Raw genomic sequence first — 15794 nt, 5'->3', positions numbered from 1 at the left:
GCACCTTCACCGGCTGCGGCCATCCGGCTCCCCAGCGAGAGCCGCGGTGACACCGCTGTCCGCCCGGTCATTTCGTCAACACAGAACTGCAGGTCACATCGATTTCGTAGATGGACCGCCATCCGCCCGTCGAGCTTCCGGAACCAGGCCGCCGGCACACAGACCGCGAACCCGCAGTTCACGCGCCCTTCCCCAGCGGCTCCAGGATCGCCACACACTCCATGTGGTGCGTCATCGGGAAGAGGTCGAAGGCGCGCAGGAAGCGCGGCACGTAGCCGGCGTCCCTGAAGTAGGCCAAGTCCCTCGCCAGCGCTGCCGGATCACATGCCACGTAGCCGATCCTCCGCGGCCCCAGGCCGGCGATGTGGCGCACGGTCTGCCTGCCCGCGCCCGCACGCGGCGGATCCAGCACGACCAGGTCGGCCTCCGTGATTCCCGTGCGCGGCAGCACGGACTCGACCTTGCCCTGCTCGATCCGGACCCGGGGGAAGTCCGCCAGGTTGTGCCGGGCGTCCTCCACGGCGCGCTTGGACGACTCGATGCCGAGGACGGCGCCGCTCTCACCGATGCGGTCGGCGATCGCGCCCGCGAAGAGGCCGACGCCGCAGTACAGGTCGAGCGCCATCTCGCCCTTGCGCGGGGTCAGTCCGCGCATCAGGGCGTCCACCAGCAGCTCCGCGGCCTGCGGGTGCACCTGCCAGAAACCGCCGGCGCCGATGCGCCACGTGCGGTGGTCGGCCCGCTCGCGCACGAAGTCGCGGCCGTGCACGCGGTGCAGGCGTCCCTTGTCGCTTCCCTTCTCCCCCACCCTCAACACCGAGACGGGACGGTCCAGTTCGACGATGGGGAGCCGGCCGCCGGGCTTCGGCGTGAGGACCACCTGCCGGTCCTGCGAGCCGGTGGCGGCGGTCGCCTCGATGCCCGCGATCTGCGGCCACTCGCGCCGCTCGACGCCGAGTTCCTCGACTCCGGGGGCGGCGATCAGGCAGTGGTCGACGGGCTCGACCTCGTGAGAGCGGTGCCGGCGCAGCCCCACGCGTCCTTCGCCGTCCACGGCGAACTGCACGCGGGTCCGCCACCCCGGCACCTCGCCCGCGGGAACCTTGTCCCCGGGCGCCGGTTCGACGGTGCCGTCCCACGAGACGTCCTCCGGCGTCAACTGGGCCAGCCGCCACAGCTGTTCGGTCAGCACCTCGCCCTTCAGGCGCCGCTGCGCCCCGGGCTTCACGTGCTGCCAGTCGCAGCCGCCGCAGCGCCCCGGACCGGAGAAGGGGCAGGGTGCGGGGATGCGGTCCTTCGCGGCCTCCAGCACGCGCACGGCGTCCGCGCGCAGGAAGCGGGAATCCTCCCGGCCCTCGGTGACGCGGGCGACGACGCGCTCTCCGGGCAGTGTGTGCCGTACGAACAGCACCCGCCCCGCCTCCGTACGGGCCACGCAGTGGCCGCCGTGTGCGACGGGGCCGATCTCGACCTCGTACTCCTCACCGACCAGCGTGGGAGCGGGAGCGTCTGCGGGGGCATCGGGCATGGCGGGTGAACTCCAGAGGTGCGGAATCGCGGCGGCTGGCAGCGGATCGTGTGGTCGGTACGTCGGGGCGGTCGGGGATTCCGTGCGGGCACGGCCCGAGCGGTGGTTGCGCCGCATCGTGGGCGGAGCGGTCCTCGGCAGGCCCTCGGCCGAGGCCGGCAGCCTGTCCGGTGCCGACCGTGCAGTCTACTTCCCGTTCCCGCCCGGCTTCCCGGCGCGCGGGCCCCCGCCGCCACCGTTCCTGCCCCTGCCGCCGCGGCTCCCTCCCGGCCGCGCCGCCGGCCCCCTCCGCACGGCGCCCGGTGCGCTCCACTCGGCTCGCTTCCTGAGGCGCTTGCGCGCCAGTTCGGACGACTCCAGCTGCCAGGGCACGGAGGTCACCATGACTCCGGGTGTGTAGAGCAGCCGGCCCTTCAGGCGCAACGCGCTCTGGTTGTGCAGCAGTTGCTCGTACCAGCGGCCGACGACGTACTCCGGGATGTAGACGCTGACGAGGTCCCGGGGGTTCTCGGTGCGCAGCCGCTTCACATAGTCGACGACGGGCCTCGTGATCTCGCGGTAGGGCGAGTCGAGGATCTTCAGCGGGACGTCGATGCCGGCGTCCTCCCACTCCTTGCGAAGCGCTGCCGTCTCCTGCGCGTCCACGCTGATGGTGAGGGCCTCGAGGGTGTCCGAGCGCATCAGCTTCGCGTACGCGAGTGCGCGCAGCGTCGGCTTGTGCGTCTTGGAGACGAGCACGATGGAGTGCACGCGGGAGGGCCGGACACGCTCCTCCTTGGGATCGTCTGCCGCGAGTTCCTGGCCGACGAGGTCGTAGTGGCGGCGGATGGCGGTCATCACGCCGTAGAAAAGCAGCATCCCCAGCAGCGAGACCCAGGCGCCGTGCGAGAACTTCGTCACCAGCACGACGACCAGGACGAGCCCGGTGAAGAAGGCCCCGAACGCGTTGATGCCGCGGGCGCGGTGCATGCGTCGGCGCGCTGCCGGGTCGGTCTCCTCGGCCAGCAGCCGGTTCCAGTGCCGCACCATGCCGGTCTGGCTGAGCGTGAAGGAGACGAAGACGCCGACGATGTAGAGCTGGATGAGGCGGGTGGAGTCGGCGTCGTAGATCACGACGAGTATGGCTGCGGCGCCCGCCAGCATCACGATGCCGTTGGAGAAGGCGAGGCGGTCGCCGCGGGTGTGCAACTGCCGTGGCAGATAACGGTCCTGGGCGAGGATCGAACCGAGCAGCGGGAAACCGTTGTACGCGGTGTTGGCGGCCAGGAAGAGCACGAGGGCCGTCGCGGCGGCGAGGAAGACGAACGGCAAGGTACCGCTCCCGAAGACCGCGGCCGCCACTTGCGTGATGACGGGGTCCTGGTTGTAATCCGAGCCCGCCGGGCTGCCGTTGATGAGCAGGTCCGACGCCGGGTTCTCCGCCATCTTCACGTCGGTGGCCAGCGCCAGGGCGATGATGCCGGCGAACATCACGGCCGCGATGAGGCCCATCATGGCGAGGGTGTTGGCAGCATTGCGTGACTTGGGCCTGCGGAAGGCCGGTACGCCGTTGCTGATCGCCTCGACCCCCGTGAGGGCCGCACAGCCGGAGGAGAAAGCGCGCAGCAGCAGGAAGGCGAGGGCGAACCCCGCGAGCCCGCCGGGCTCTTCGGTCCTGATCTCGAAGTCGGCCGTGGGCGCCCGCATCTCATGGTCCAGCACGGCCCCGCGTATGACGCCCCAGACGATCATCCCGATCACGCCGGCCACGAAACAGTAGGTGGGGACGGCGAAGAGCTTGCCCGACTCCCGTACGCCGCGCAGGTTCATCAGCGTCAGCAACACGATGGTGAGCACGGCGACGAGGGTCTTGTGCTCGACGACGAACGGCACCGCGGAGCCGAGGTTCTCCACCCCGGAGGAGATCGACACGGCGACGGTCAGCACGTAGTCGACGAGCAGGGCACTCGCAACGGTGAGGCCGGCCCGGCGCCCCAGGTTCGTCGTGGCGACCTCGTAGTCACCGCCTCCGGACGGGTAGGCCCGGACGTTCTGCCGGTACGAGGCGACGACCGTGAACAGCAGGATCACCACGGCCAGGGCGATCCACGGGCTGAAGTGGTACGCGGAGATCCCCGCCACCGAAAGCACGAGGAGAACCTCTCCAGGTGCATAGGCCACCGACGACAGCGGGTCGGAGGCGAACACGGGCAGCGCGATCCGCTTCGGCAGCAGTGTCTGCGCGAGCCGGTCACTGCGAAGCGCACGCCCGAGCAGAAGCCGCTTCGGTAGATGGGTCATCCTTGGCACGGGGAGGATCGTATGCGGTCAGCCGTGCGATCCTGAGACGGCCCGCTGTATGTGACGAGAGGGACGGGCGTGCATGTTGTGATCATGGGCTGCGGCCGGGTTGGCGCCGAGCTCGCGCAGGCGCTGGAGCAGCAGGGCCACACCGTCGCGGTAGTGGACCAGGACCCGACAGCCTTCCGCCGGCTGGGCTCGGGCTTCGGCGGGCGCAGAGTCTCCGGGGTCGGCTTCGACCAGGACACCCTGCGCGAGGCCGGGATCGAGGAGGCAGGGGCGTTCGCCGCGGTCAGCAGCGGTGACAACTCCAACATCATCGCCGCGCGGGTGGCGCGGGAGATGTTCGGCATCGAGCACGTCGCGGCGCGCATCTACGACCCGAAGCGGGCCGAGGTCTACCAGCGCCTCGGCATCCCCACCGTGGCCACGGTGCGCTGGACGGCCGACCAGATGCTGCGCCGGCTGCTCCCCTCCGGTGCGGAGCCGCTGTGGCGGGATCCCAGCGGCGGTGTCCAGCTCGCGGAGGTGCACACGTCCCCGGACTGGGTGGGCCACCGGGTCAGCAGACTCCAGGAGGAGGCGGGGGTCCGCGTCGCCTTCCTCACCAGGGTGGGTGAAGCGATGCTGCCGACCTCGCAGACGGTGCTGCAGGAAGGCGATCTGGTGCATGTGATGATGCGCTGCGATCAGATCGACGAGGTGGAGGCCGTCTTCGGGACAGGCCCCGAGGAGGGGCGCTCGTGACCGGCGTACGCACATCGAACAGGGGACTCGGCCGATGAGGGTAGCTATTGCGGGGGCCGGTGCCGTGGGCCGCTCGATCGCGGGCGAGCTGCTGGAGAACGGCCACGAGGTGCTGCTCATCGACAAGGCGCCGACGGCGATCTCGGTGGAGCGCGTGCCGCAGGCGGAGTGGCTGCTGGCCGACGCCTGCGAGATCACCTCGCTCGACGAGGCCGCGCTGGAGCGCTGCAACGTGGTGATCGCGGCCACCGGTGACGACAAGGTCAACCTGGTGGTCTCGCTCCTCGCCAAGACGGAGTACGGCGTTCCGAGGGTCGTCTCGCGGGTCAACAACCCGAAGAACGAATGGCTGTTCAACGAGTCGTGGGGTGTCGACGTAGCCGTCTCGACGCCGCGTCTGATGTCGGCCCTCGTCGAGGAGGCCGTGAGCGTCGGCGACCTGGTGCGGCTGCTGCGCTTCTCGCAGGGCGACGCGAACCTGGTGGAACTGACGCTGCCGCCCGAGGCGGCGCTGGCCGGGACACGTGTGGGCGATGTGACGTGGCCCGAGGACACCGCTCTGGTCACCATCATCCGGGGCAACCGGGTGCTGGTGCCGGACGGCGACGACGCGCTGGAAGTGGGCGACGAGCTGCTGTTCGTGGCGGCTCCGGCACGCGAGGAACAGCTGGAGGACCTGCTCTCGATGCGTGTCGGCGGGTAGCCGCCGCGCGACGGAGCGCCGCGCGGCGGACTTCCGCAGCGGAGGACGCCGCGAGTCGCCTCAGCGGCGGTGCCGTCCGGCCTGGCCGGGGCGGCGGCCGTCGGTGCCGGAGGGGTCGTCACGGAGCCGTTCGGAGTCCGCGAGCAGCGCGCGTGACGCGTCATCGGCGAACTCCCCGCCGGTCGTGCCGAGCGTGCTCCGCTGGGCCTGTTCCCGCTCGCCCCGCTGCTCGCGTTCCTGCTCGGCCTTCTCCTCCGCCTCCATCTCCGCGATGACGTTGATGGGGGCGGGCGCCTTGGCGAGGAAGATCCACGTCAGATAGACGGCGAGCAGGAACGGCGGGATCTTCAGCGCCATCGTCACCCAGCCGAACTTCGTCGTGTCCCCCCACAGATACAGCGGGAAGAGGACGGCGCACTTGCCGAGCAGGATGAGGCCCCATGCGTAACTGGCCTTCGTGTACGCCTTCTTGCGGCCCGGATTCCGCTTGCGCCAGGAGAGGTTCTCCTTGAAGACCGGCCCCAGCACCAGGCCCAGCAGGGGCACACCGGCCGCGGCCGTGACGAGGTAGGCGACCGCCAGCCCGAGCGTGTAGAACATGCCCGGCAGATAGAAGTCCTTGGCGTTGCCGGTCATCATCGCGAAGAGCACGCCGAAGGCGACGCCGAAGACTCCGCTGAAGGCGTGCTTGACCGTGTCACGACGGACCAGCCGCGTCACGCCCAGCACGGCCGAGATCGCCAGGGCCGTCAGCGCCGCGGCGTGGATGTCCTTGTTGACCGTGTAGATCGTGATGAAGACCAGACCCGGAAGGGTCGTCTCCACCAGTCCGCGGAATCCGCCGAAGGCTTCGAAGAGCGCTGCTTCGGTGACGGCGCGCGAGGCAACCGCCTCTCCGTCGGCCCCGGTTCCGGAATCGGGACCTGTTCCGGTCCCTGCTCCGGTTCCGTCCGCGGTCGGCTTGTCGAGAGGGGTCACCCACTACTCCTGTCCGATGGGTCGCAGCTCGTACTTGGGGTTGAACATCACCGGCCGGCCGTGGTTCATCGAGATCCGCCCCCATGCGGTGAGGCCGCGGCCGGGTTCGATGCCGGCGATGGCACGGCGGCCCAGCCAGACCACGTCGAGAGGCGCGGACCCGTCGAACAGCTCCGCCTCCAGCGTCGGCACCCCGGCCCGTGGGCGCAGGGTGACGGTGCGCAGCGTACCTGTCACGCGCACGATCTGACGGTCCCCGCAGGCAGCGATGCGGGTGCAGCCCGTGCTGTCGGCCTCCTGCTGCAACTCCTGCGAGTGCAGTTCCTCCTCGGAGGAGGACAGCCGTTCCAGAAAACGCTTGAACCGCCCGCCTCCACCGCGCTGTGCCTTGTCTGCTCGGGTGGCGCCAGTCATGTTGCCAGCGTACCGGTGCGGGCACCCTGCGACAGCGGCTGATCCAGTACGGCGAAGACCGGCAGGGCTCCGCGGAGACGGGCCGGGCGCGCGTCGAGCCCGTCGGGCCGGAACAGCAACGCCCGGGGTCCGGGAAGACGCCACGTGCGCGACGAGCCGCCGGCGGCCCGCTCTCGGCGGGCACGCACGGCGGCTCGTCCACGTCTGCGAATCGTGGGGTCAGCGCACCTCGGTGATCTCGGGGCCGCGCTGCAGCTTGTCGAGGCCGCCCGCGAAGCGCGAGCCCTCCTCGACGGTCTCCTGCTGGACCCCGTCCGGCACCATCTGCGCGTCCTCGGGGAGCTTGAGGACGATCGGGTCGCGGGGAGCCATCGGGGACTCGCCGCGGACGATGACCGTGTCCCGGAAGACCTGCTCCAGCAGTCCGCCCATCTGCGGCTGCACCGCGCCCTGGCCGGAGATCACCCCGCGCAGGAACCAGCGCGGGCCGTCGACGCCGACGAAGCGCACGACCTGCACTCCGTTCGTCCCGTCCGGCAGCTGCACCGGGACCTGGGCGCGCAGCTCCCAGCCCAGCGGGCCCTCGACCTCGTCGATCACACCGCCCTGCTTGGTGATGCCGGTCGCGATCTCCTCGCGTACCTCTTCCCACAGCCCCTCGCGCTTGGGAGCGGCGAAGGCCTGCAGCTGGAGGGCGCTGTCCTGGACGACGAGCGTGGCCGCGACGATCGACTCTCCCGCGACCTCGACCCGGAGTTCCATGCCCTCCACGCCCGGCACGTACATGCCGCCGAGGTTGACCCGGCCGTTGCCGGGGTCGGAGACCTCGCTCACGTCCCAGGGGCCGTCGGGACGTGGCGCCGGCGGCAGCTTCACACGCGTCGCTTCGGCGTCCGCGACCGCATCGGCGGGAAGGGGCTCCTCTCCGTCCTGCGGGTACGAGCCGAAGTCGTCGGAGGTGCCCGTCTCAGGCTCTTCGCTCTTGTTGCGACGACGTCGGAACACGTCACTGTCCTCTCAGGTCGGAATGCCGGTCGGCTCCGACCGGAACGTTGTCATTCTGATGTGCGGCGGCCTGGCTGTGACCGCCTGTGGAGCCGAATCCCCCCGCGGCCCGCGCCGAGCCCGGCAACTCCGCCACCTCGTGGAAACGCACCTTCTCCACCTGCTGGACGACGAGTTGGGCAATGCGGTCGAGACGCTCGAACCGCACGGTCTCGCGCGGATCAAGATTGGCCACGATCACCTTGATCTCTCCACGGTACCCGGCGTCGACCGTTCCGGGTGCATTGACCAAGGAGATGCCCCGGCGAGCTGCGAGGCCCGAGCGCGGGTGCACGAACGCCGCGTAGCCCTCGGGCAGAGCGATGGAGATCCCCGTGGGCAGCACGGCGCGCTCCCCCGGCGCCAGCTCGGCCGCTTCGGTGGTCACCAGGTCGCAGCCCGCGTCTCCGGGATGGGCGTACGCGGGGACCGGGACGCCGGGGTCCAGACGCCGCAGCATGACGTCGACGGGCGGGCGGCTCACGGGTTCACCTCGAACGCCCGGGCCCGCCGTACCTGGTCGGGGTCGGCCATGGCGGCCTGGATCTCCTCGTCGCGCCCGTGGTCGGTGAAGTGCTCCACCTGCACCTTGACGAAGAGGGCCTCGGCACGGACGGCGACGGGGCCTTCGGGGCCGCCGATCCTGCCCGTCGCCGTGGTGAAGACCTTCCGGCCCTGCACCGCGGCGGCGGACGCGCTGAGATGGAGCACGGTGCCGACCGGGACCGGGCGGACGAAGTCCGTCTCCAGGCGTCCCGTCACCATGATCGTGTGCATGAGCCAGCCGAGCGAGCCCATCGTCTCGTCGAGGGCCGTGGACAGGACGCCGCCGTGCGCAAGGCCGGGAGCGCCCTGGTGCACGGGACGGACTGTGAACTCGGCGGTGACGTCGACGCCTTCGCCCGCTCTGGCCTCCAGGTGGAGGCCGTGCGCCTGTTCGGCGCCGCAGCCGAAACAGTGCCCGTAGTGGGAGCCCAGCAGCTCCCCGGGCGCCGGTGCGTCGGGGTGTCGTACCGCTGCGCCGGCCTCGGGCGGCGGCGTCAGCGATGTCTTCGGCGGATCGGGCCTGCCCGGGGTCCCGGGGGCGTTCCGCAGTGGGGCTGTACTCACGTGTGCAGACCTTACCGCCGAGTTGCGCCCGGGTGACGCCGAAGAGACGCGGATCCCCGGCCCGGTGCCCGCATCGCCCGTGACAGGCTTGGCACATGGTTGCTCAGGATCGGCCCTACGACGAACGCCTCACAGCTCCCCGCTCCTGGTGGCTCATCGCCGGCCTCTTCGGCCTCGGGGGCGCGCTGACGATGCTTCCCCTGGGAGTTCTGCCGATGCTCGGCGGGCTGGCGGTGGCGGGCGTTCTCGCGGCGGTGGCGGTCAGTTCGTACGGCTCCGCGCGCATCCGCGTCGTCGCGGATTCGCTGGTCGCGGGCGACGCACGCGTGCCGCTCTCCGCACTGGGGACCGCGCACGTGCTGGACGAGGAGGAGGCCTTCGCCTGGCGCACGCACAAGTCGGACCCGCGCGCCCACATGCTGCTGCGCAGCTACATCAGGACCGCGGTGCGTGTGGAGGTGACGGACCCGGCCGATCCGACGCCGTACCTCTATCTCTCGACTCGCACCCCGCGGAAGCTGGCCGACGCGCTCGCGGCGGCCACCGCGGGACCGCGGCAGACCGCACCCGAGTGAGGATTCCGCCGGCGCGGCGGACGGGCGGGAGGACGGCTCGATGTGAGCACGGCCCGGTGGGACGGTTCAGCGGGGGGACGGGGGCAGTGCGGTCCAGCCGCCCGGTCCCAGGCCGTCGGGGTCTTCTCCGGCGCCGGGCGGCAGCGCTTCCCAGCCGTTTCCGGCGGCGCGCAGGTCGGCGCGGATCTTCTCGGCGATCTTTCGGGTGTCCCGGCTGTTCATCACGGCGCCGACGGCCGCGCCGACCATGAAGGGCGTCAGGTTCGGCAGATTGCGTACGGTCCGCTTGAGCAGCTGCTGCCTCAGCTCACGCTTCATCTGGCCGCCGAGGGCGGCGTTGAACGTGGTGGGCCTGGTGATGTCGATACCGCGCTCGGACGTCCACGCTCCGATGCAGGCCGCCGCCCGCTGCTTGACGTTGCCGGGCAGGCGGTGTCCGTACACCTCGTGGAGCTCCGCGATGAGCTTCAGTTCGACGGAGGCGACGCCGACGATCTCGGCGGCCAGCTCGGCGGGCATCGCCGGCGGCACCGGCAGCATCGCCGCGGCGCCGACTCCGGCACCGACGGTCGCCGAGCTGCGCGCGGCCCCGGCGACCAGCTTGTCCGCGATCTCTTCCGGCCCGAGGCCGGGAAACTGCTTTCGCAGAGTCTCCAGATCGCGCACCGGAATACGGGGCGCGACGTCGATGACACGGTCGGCGACGAGCCCGAGGAAGGCCCGCACCTTGCCGCGCTGCTCCGCGTCGTCTCCCGCGTCGCCGCCCCCCTTGCGCGGCCACGGGAGACGGGGCCGCTGACGGGACTTCGCGGGTACAGGCACGAGCGAGGTCCGCTGGTCAGGCTCGCCTCGCTCGTCGTCACGCATGTGGTCCGCCACTACGGCAGCCCCGCCCCACTCACGCCGCGCAGTCGCGGCAGATCGGCTGGCCGTTCTTCTCGGCGGCCAGCTGGGACCGGTGGTGGACGAGGAAGCAGCTCATGCACGTGAACTCGTCGGCCTGACGCGGCAGGACGCGTACGGACAGCTCCTCGTTGGAGAGGTCCGCGCCGGGCAGCTCCAGGCCTTCGGCCTGCTCGAACTCGTCCACGTCCACGTTGGACGCCGACTTGTCGTTCCGCCGGGCCTTCAGTTCCTCGATGCTGTCTTCGTTGACGTCGTCATCGGTCTTGCGTGGGGTGTCGTAGTCCGTAGCCATTTCGCTCTCCCCCTCTGGGTTTCTGTGGTGTCTCAGCGCTCGTAACGCATGAGAGGCCGGAGATGTGCCCGACCTGAGGCGGAGATTTTGCCTCACATCAAGGTCTGTTACTCAATCGACACCCAACCGCGCCCCTGAAGAGGTGATCGCGTCAGTTGCCGAGGAGACCTTAAACGGTCCCCTGCTCGCGCTGCGCGCACGCACCCCGGGTACTGCCCACGATTCCCACCTGCGGAAACCCGGATTTTCCGGTAATTCTTCCCTTTCGAGGTCACCCAGGGTGGGCCCCGGGAAAATCGCGTGTGTGATCGATCACAGACAGGGCTGGTGCGCGCCACGGGACAAAATTCCGCATACGGCGAACCCGGGCGGTTACCCTCCCGGATCCGGCCCCGGTCTGCGCCGGTACGGAACTCCGTCGCGCCTCCGGAGTGCCCCGGAGGACCGCCCCTCACACGGGGAGCACGACGCGCAGCGCAAGACCGCCCTCCTCCCGCCGCTCCGCCGTCACCGTGCCCCCGTGGGCCCGGGCCACGGACCGCACGATCGAGAGGCCGAGGCCCACCCCCTTGTCGCTGCCCGTACGGTCGCTGCGCAGGCGCCGGAAGGGCTCGAAGAGGTTGTCGATCTCGTAGGCCGGCACGGCCGGGCCCGTGTTCTCGACGAGCAGCATCCCGTGACCGGGCAGCGCCTCGGTCGCGACGGAGACCCAGCCGCCCTCCTGCTGGTTGTAGCGCACCGCGTTCTGCACGAGGTTCAGGGCGACGCGTTCGAGGAGCACGCCGTTGCCCTGCACGTACACCGGGTGCCGCACCCCGCGCAGCTCCACGCCCTTGTCCTCCGCCTCGGCACGCACCTGCTCCACGGCGTGAGCGGCGACCTCGGAGAGATCGACGGGCTTGCGGTCGACGATCTCGTTCTCGCTGCGTGCGAGCAGCAGCAGCCCCTCCACCAGCTGTTCGCTGCGCTCGTTGGTGGCCAGCAGGGTCTTGCCGAGCTGCTGCAGCTCCGGCGACGCCTCCGGGTCGGAGAGCTGGACCTCCAGCAGCGTGCGGTTGATCGCGAGCGGGGTGCGCAGCTCGTGGGAGGCGTTCGCGACGAAGCGCTGCTGGGCGGTGAACGCCCGGTCGAGCCTGTCCAGCATGTCGTCGAAGGTGTCCGAGAGCTCCTTCAGCTCGTCGTCGGGGCCCTCCAGCTCGATCCGCTTGTGCAGGTCGGAGCTCGCGACCTGGCGGGCGGTGCGGGTGATGCGCCCCAGCGGCGAGAGCACCCGCCCCGCCATCACGTACCCGAAGGCGAAGGCGGCCACCGCAAGGCCGAGCAGAGCCATCAGCGAACGCTGGAGCAGCTCGTCCAGCGCGACCGCACGCTGCGCGTCGGTGCACTCGCCGAGCCGCTGCATGAACTGCTCGCTCGGCAGCGTGCCCGTCAGGCCGGGGCAGCTGTCGGAGGTGAGCTGGGCGTTGGCGTTGAGGATGCGGAAGGGCAGCTTGCTGCCCTCGTGAAGAGCCTGGGCGGCGAGCAGATAGATCAGCGTGAGCAGCACCATGCCCGCGATGAGGAACATGCCGCCGTACAGCAGCGTCAGCCGTATCCGGATCGTCGGACGCAGCCACGGGTACGGGCGCGAGGGCTCGCCCGGATCCCACGTGGGCTTCGGCGGCGCGGGGGCGGGGGCCCCGGGCGGCTGCCGGCGGGGCTCGGCCGGGTCGGAGGGGGTCGTCGAGGCGGCCATCGCGATCAGATCCGGTATCCGGCGCCGGGGACCGTGAGGATCACCGGGGGCTCGCCGAGCTTCCGGCGCAGCGTCATCACGGTGACCCGCACCACATTGGTGAAGGGGTCGGTGTTCTCGTCCCAGGCCTTCTCCAGCAGCTGCTCCGCGGAGACCACGGTGCCCTCGCCGCGCATCAGCACCTCGAGAACGGCGAACTCCTTCGGGGCAAGCTGGATCTGCGCACCGTTGCGGAAGACCTCCCGGCGGTTCGGGTCGAGCCTGATGCCGGCGCGCTCGAGCACGGGCGGCAGCGGGGAGGTGGCGCGGCGGCCCAGGGCCCGTACGCGCGCCACGAGTTCGGTGAAGGCGAACGGCTTGGGCAGATAGTCGTCCGCGCCGATCTCCAGGCCCTCGACGCGGTCGCTGACGTCGCCCGACGCGGTGAGCATCAACACCCTCGTGGGCAGTCCGAGATCGACGATGTTGCGGCAGACGTCGTCGCCGTGGACGAGGGGCAGGTCGCGGTCGAGGACGACGACGTCGTAGTCGTTGACGTCGATGCGCTCCTGGGCCGCCGCTCCGTCGTAGACCACGTCGACGGCCATGGCCTCCCGGCGCAGCCCGGTCGCGACGGCATCGGCGAGCAGCTGCTCGTCCTCGACGACGAGTACCCGCACGGCACCCTTCCTTCCTGGTACTGAACCCGTCCGCGATCGTGCCGCGGTGGGCCGGCTTGTTGCTGCAATCCTGCCGCGTACCTCGGTAAATCGTCGGTAAGAGCCGCTTCGCGGAGGGCCCGTGAGATTTTTCCGGCCTTGAGGTTTCTCTGAGGTTGCAGAGGGGGAGGACGAGGGGCACACCCCGCGATCACGCCCTGTAGGCGGCTAGCCACCCGACCGGAGACCCGGACGCCCGGCTGCCGACCGTCCAGCCAGGGAGCACGTCGTGATCATGATCGACAGAACCCTCGGCACACATCCCCGTGCCACTGACCCATGACGAGGGGGCGCACATGGACGCGTTCACTGCCGGACTTCTGCAGCGCATACAGAACACCGAGACCGACCTCAGCCGCGCTCGTGAGTCGGGCGACGACTTCCTCGTGGACGTCGAGCAGTCGGAACTGGAAGACCTCCACCGCATCGCCGCCGAGCACGGTGTGCAGATCGGCGCCAGCACGGTCTGAGCGCCCCGGGTCGCGCGGAGAGCGATACGCCCGCTCCAGGCCGCCGGCCGGATCCCGACCACGGAACTGACGGAACTGTTGTGAGCCCCGGGGCCCCGCCCCGGGGCTCACTCGTGTGCTGCCCGCACCTCGCGCGCCGGCGGGGCGGGGCCGCGGCGGACCGTCAGTCGTGCCAGGCGCCGAGGCGGTCGAGCAGCGGCTGGAGGATCTCGAAGACGCCGGGAGAAGCCGCGACGGCCAGTTCACCGTCCGGCGGCAGTCCGGGGCGTCCTCCCGTGCGCGCTCCGGCCTCCCGCGCGATGAGGTCGCCCGCGGCCAGGTCCCAGGCGTGCAGGCCGCGCTCGTAGAAGGCGTCGAGCCGCCCGGCCGCGACGTCGCACAGGTCGACGGCGGCGGAACCGGAACGGCGGATGTCGCGCACGCGCGGGATCAGCCGGCGCACCAGGTCGGCCTGCGCCGCGCGCCGTTCGGCCACGTAGTTGAAGCCGGTGGCGACCAGCGCCTGGTCGAGCGGCGGCGCGGGACGGCACCGGAGGGGCCGGGCGTTGCAGAAGGCGCCGTGACCGAGCGCCGCACGGAAGGTCTCGCGGCGCGGCGGCGACTCGACGACGCCGACAACGGTCTCGCCCTCGAACTCCGCGGCGATGGAGACGGCCCAGCCGGGCAGCCCGTACAGGTAGTTGACGGTGCCGTCGAGGGGGTCGACGATCCAGCGGACACCGCTGGTGCCCGGCGAGGACGCGCCCTCCTCACCGAGGAACCCGTCGTCGGGGCGGCGTTCCGAGAGGTACCCGGTGATCAGCTTCTCGGAGGCCAGGTCCATTTCCGTGACGACGTCGACGGAGCTGGACTTCGTCGCCGAGACCTCGAGGTCGGCAGGGCGTCCGTCGTTGAGGAGGGCACCGGCCCGGTGTGCGGCCTCCAGGGCGAGTTCGAGGAGTTCGGCCTTGAGCTGGTCGACCTGGGCGCTCACGTTTCTCCTTGCCTCGGGGGCTCTCGTCTGCTTCGTCGCATGTCTCCACCGGTGCTTCTGCTCGCGGGGTGCGGGCCCTACGCGTAGGGGCTGTCCGCGCCCGCCGCGGCGGGCTTGGCCGTCCTGCCGCGGCAGCAGTCCACGGGGCACACGTCGTGGCTGGGCCCCAGACTGCCGACGGCACACCGTTCGGGCCGCTCACCACGCTCGGTCGCTGCCCGCTCCAGGACCAGTTCCCGTACTGCCGCCGTGAAACGGGGGTCCGCACCGACGGTCGCGGAGCGGGCCACGGGAAGCCCCAGCGAAGCGGCCTTGGCGGTGGCCTCGGTGTCGAGGTCGTAGAGGACCTCCATGTGGTCGGAGACGAAGCCGATCGGCACCATCACGGCGGCGGGCGCGCCGTCCGCGTGGAGGGTCTCCAGGTGGTCGCAGATGTCCGGCTCCAGCCACGGCACCCGGGGCGGGCCGCTGCGGGACTGGTACACGAGCTGCCAGGGGCGGTCGGCGCCGGTCCGCTCCGCCACGTCCGCGGCCACGAGGCGGGCGACCTCCAGGTGCTGCGCGACGTACGCGCCTCCCGGGCCGTGGTCCTGGGGCGGCCCGGAGGTGTCGGCGGCGGCGGTCGGAATGGAGTGGGTGGTGAAGGCGAGGTGCGCGCCCTCGCGCACCTGGGCGGGGAGCGTCTCCAGCGCGGCGACGACGCCGTCGGCCATGGGCTCGATGAAGCCCGGATGGTTGAAGAAGTGGCGCAGCTTGTCGACGCGGGGCGGCCGTAGCCCTTCCCCTTCGAGGGCGGCGATCGCCTCGGCAAGGTTCTCGCGGTACTGGCGGCAGCCCGAGTACGAGGCGTAGGCGCTGGTCGCGAACGTCAGCACGCGGCGGCGGCCGTCGCGCGTCATCTCGCGCAGGGTGTCGGTCAGGTACGGCGCCCAGTTGCGGTTGCCCCAGTAGACGGGGAGGTCAACCCCTTGCTCTGCGAAGTCCTTGCGGAGGGCGTCCAGCAGGGTGCGGCACTGGGCGTTGATGGGGCTCACGCCGCCGAAGAGGAAGTAGTGCTCGCCGACCTCGGCGAGGCGTTCGCGCGGGATGCCGCGCCCCCTGGTGACGTTCTCCAGGAACGGAACGACGTCGTCGGGCCCTTCCGGACCTCCGAACGACAGCAGCAGCAGGGCGTCGTAGGGGCGGGCGTCGGCGGGACGGGCGGAGCCGGCCGGGTCTGCGGCATCGAGCGCTTCGGACATGTCCCGATCCTCCCATCCGGGGAGTGCCGGGGGCCGTCCCGGCTCCCTCGCCCCCGGGTGGAGGCACAAAGTTCCGGCCGGCGGGCACGGGCGGGCGCCC

Annotated in this window: 17 protein-coding genes; 4 read left to right on the top strand and 13 right to left on the bottom strand. The window is 71.0% G+C overall.

Going from position 1 to position 15794, the window contains the following annotated elements:
- Nucleotides 1-178 precede the first annotated feature (178 nt).
- A complete protein-coding gene (locus H180DRAFT_RS22575; protein WP_055487936.1) occupies nt 179-1528 on the bottom strand; it encodes a class I SAM-dependent RNA methyltransferase in 1350 nt (449 codons plus the stop codon).
- A 186-nt stretch (nt 1529-1714) separates the two neighbouring features.
- Nucleotides 1715-3808 carry an APC family permease gene (locus H180DRAFT_RS22570; RefSeq protein ID WP_055487935.1) on the bottom strand — a complete coding sequence of 698 codons (2094 nt, stop codon included), beginning with the start codon at nt 3806-3808 and terminating at the stop codon, nt 1715-1717.
- Between the two features lie 78 nt (nt 3809-3886).
- On the opposite strand from H180DRAFT_RS22570, the gene H180DRAFT_RS22565 reads away from it, so the two are divergent.
- Together H180DRAFT_RS22565 and H180DRAFT_RS22560 are read left to right on the top strand one after the other, a co-directional pair.
- A complete protein-coding gene (locus H180DRAFT_RS22565) occupies nt 3887-4555 on the top strand; it encodes a potassium channel family protein (RefSeq protein WP_055487934.1) in 669 nt (222 codons plus the stop codon).
- A 34-nt stretch (nt 4556-4589) separates the two neighbouring features.
- Nucleotides 4590-5258, top strand: a complete 669-nt coding sequence (locus H180DRAFT_RS22560; protein ID WP_074466938.1) for a potassium channel family protein — start codon at nt 4590-4592, stop codon at nt 5256-5258.
- Nucleotides 5259-5318: 60 nt separating this feature from the next.
- Here H180DRAFT_RS22560 and H180DRAFT_RS22555 read toward each other — a convergent pair whose 3' ends face one another.
- The 5 genes from H180DRAFT_RS22555 to H180DRAFT_RS22535 form a co-directional block, all read right to left on the bottom strand.
- Nucleotides 5319-6236, bottom strand: a complete 918-nt coding sequence (locus H180DRAFT_RS22555) for a DUF3159 domain-containing protein (RefSeq protein WP_055487932.1) — start codon at nt 6234-6236, stop codon at nt 5319-5321.
- A 3-nt stretch (nt 6237-6239) separates the two neighbouring features.
- On the bottom strand, nt 6240-6650 hold the full coding sequence (locus H180DRAFT_RS22550; protein WP_055487931.1) for an OB-fold nucleic acid binding domain-containing protein: 411 nt from the start codon (nt 6648-6650) through the stop codon (nt 6240-6242).
- A 219-nt stretch (nt 6651-6869) separates the two neighbouring features.
- Nucleotides 6870-7655 carry a DUF3710 domain-containing protein gene (locus tag H180DRAFT_RS22545; protein WP_055487930.1) on the bottom strand — a complete coding sequence of 262 codons (786 nt, stop codon included), beginning with the start codon at nt 7653-7655 and terminating at the stop codon, nt 6870-6872.
- Between the two features lies 1 nt (nt 7656).
- Nucleotides 7657-8178: a dUTP diphosphatase gene (gene dut / locus H180DRAFT_RS22540; RefSeq protein ID WP_079100320.1), complete on the bottom strand. Its 522-nt coding sequence runs from the start codon at nt 8176-8178 to the stop codon at nt 7657-7659.
- Nucleotides 8175-8789, bottom strand: a complete 615-nt coding sequence (locus H180DRAFT_RS22535; protein WP_055487973.1) for a PaaI family thioesterase — start codon at nt 8787-8789, stop codon at nt 8175-8177. Before H180DRAFT_RS22535 ends, dut begins: the two co-directional genes overlap by 4 nt.
- Nucleotides 8790-8899: 110 nt before the next feature.
- Here H180DRAFT_RS22535 and H180DRAFT_RS22530 point away from each other — a divergent pair, with 110 nt between their 5' ends.
- The gene (locus H180DRAFT_RS22530; protein WP_055487929.1) at nt 8900-9379 is read left to right on the top strand and encodes a DUF3093 domain-containing protein; all 480 of its coding nucleotides are present in this window, start codon (nt 8900-8902) and stop codon (nt 9377-9379) included.
- A gap of 66 nt (nt 9380-9445) precedes the next feature.
- Here the strand turns inward: H180DRAFT_RS22530 and H180DRAFT_RS22525 are convergent, their stop codons facing one another.
- The 4 genes from H180DRAFT_RS22525 to H180DRAFT_RS22510 all read right to left on the bottom strand — a co-directional run bounded on the left by H180DRAFT_RS22525 (nt 9446) and on the right by H180DRAFT_RS22510 (nt 12971).
- Nucleotides 9446-10246 carry a hypothetical protein gene (locus H180DRAFT_RS22525; RefSeq protein ID WP_254666146.1) on the bottom strand — a complete coding sequence of 267 codons (801 nt, stop codon included), beginning with the start codon at nt 10244-10246 and terminating at the stop codon, nt 9446-9448.
- A 31-nt stretch (nt 10247-10277) separates the two neighbouring features.
- The gene (locus H180DRAFT_RS22520) at nt 10278-10577 is read right to left on the bottom strand and encodes a DUF4193 domain-containing protein (protein WP_016470291.1); all 300 of its coding nucleotides are present in this window, start codon (nt 10575-10577) and stop codon (nt 10278-10280) included.
- 451 nt (nt 10578-11028) lie between these two features.
- The gene (locus tag H180DRAFT_RS22515) at nt 11029-12312 is read right to left on the bottom strand and encodes a sensor histidine kinase (protein WP_055487928.1); all 1284 of its coding nucleotides are present in this window, start codon (nt 12310-12312) and stop codon (nt 11029-11031) included.
- Between the two features lie 5 nt (nt 12313-12317).
- Nucleotides 12318-12971 (bottom strand): response regulator transcription factor, encoded by a 654-nt coding sequence (locus H180DRAFT_RS22510; protein ID WP_055487927.1) that lies wholly within the window; start codon nt 12969-12971, stop codon nt 12318-12320.
- 335 nt (nt 12972-13306) lie between these two features.
- Here H180DRAFT_RS22510 and H180DRAFT_RS29945 point away from each other — a divergent pair, with 335 nt between their 5' ends.
- Complete coding sequence (locus tag H180DRAFT_RS29945) at nt 13307-13480, top strand: hypothetical protein (protein WP_165434865.1); 174 nt, start codon at nt 13307-13309, stop codon at nt 13478-13480.
- A 163-nt stretch (nt 13481-13643) separates the two neighbouring features.
- On the opposite strand, the gene H180DRAFT_RS22505 is transcribed toward H180DRAFT_RS29945, so the two are convergent.
- Complete coding sequence (locus tag H180DRAFT_RS22505) at nt 13644-14453, bottom strand: inositol monophosphatase family protein (RefSeq protein WP_055487926.1); 810 nt, start codon at nt 14451-14453, stop codon at nt 13644-13646.
- A gap of 77 nt (nt 14454-14530) precedes the next feature.
- Nucleotides 14531-15694, bottom strand: a complete 1164-nt coding sequence (locus tag H180DRAFT_RS22500; RefSeq protein WP_055487925.1) for a ferrochelatase — start codon at nt 15692-15694, stop codon at nt 14531-14533.
- Nucleotides 15695-15794: the final 100 nt, after the last annotated feature.

The organism is Streptomyces sp. WMMB 322 (assembly GCF_900090145.1).
GTDB lineage: Bacteria > Actinomycetota > Actinomycetes > Streptomycetales > Streptomycetaceae > Streptomyces.
The sequence above is the reverse complement of the archived record's forward strand: the minus strand, read 5'-3'. Positions and strand labels throughout refer to the sequence as shown.

What these genes read in the sequence shown, in the direction of transcription:
- H180DRAFT_RS22550 (WP_055487931.1), bottom strand. Translation starts at nt 6,650, where the DNA reads ATGACTGGCGCCACCCGAGCAGACAAGGCACAGCGCGGTGGAGGCGGG.
- H180DRAFT_RS22525 (WP_254666146.1), bottom strand. Translation starts at nt 10,246, where the DNA reads ATGCGTGACGACGAGCGAGGCGAGCCTGACCAGCGGACCTCGCTCGTG.
- H180DRAFT_RS22575 (WP_055487936.1), bottom strand. Translation starts at nt 1,528, where the DNA reads ATGCCCGATGCCCCCGCAGACGCTCCCGCTCCCACGCTGGTCGGTGAG.
- H180DRAFT_RS29945 (WP_165434865.1), top strand. Translation starts at nt 13,307, where the DNA reads ATGGACGCGTTCACTGCCGGACTTCTGCAGCGCATACAGAACACCGAG.
- H180DRAFT_RS22500 (WP_055487925.1), bottom strand. Translation starts at nt 15,694, where the DNA reads ATGTCCGAAGCGCTCGATGCCGCAGACCCGGCCGGCTCCGCCCGTCCC.
- H180DRAFT_RS22570 (WP_055487935.1), bottom strand. Translation starts at nt 3,808, where the DNA reads ATGACCCATCTACCGAAGCGGCTTCTGCTCGGGCGTGCGCTTCGCAGT.
- H180DRAFT_RS22520 (WP_016470291.1), bottom strand. Translation starts at nt 10,577, where the DNA reads ATGGCTACGGACTACGACACCCCACGCAAGACCGATGACGACGTCAAC.
- H180DRAFT_RS22530 (WP_055487929.1), top strand. Translation starts at nt 8,900, where the DNA reads ATGGTTGCTCAGGATCGGCCCTACGACGAACGCCTCACAGCTCCCCGC.
- H180DRAFT_RS22560 (WP_074466938.1), top strand. Translation starts at nt 4,590, where the DNA reads ATGAGGGTAGCTATTGCGGGGGCCGGTGCCGTGGGCCGCTCGATCGCG.
- H180DRAFT_RS22515 (WP_055487928.1), bottom strand. Translation starts at nt 12,312, where the DNA reads ATGGCCGCCTCGACGACCCCCTCCGACCCGGCCGAGCCCCGCCGGCAG.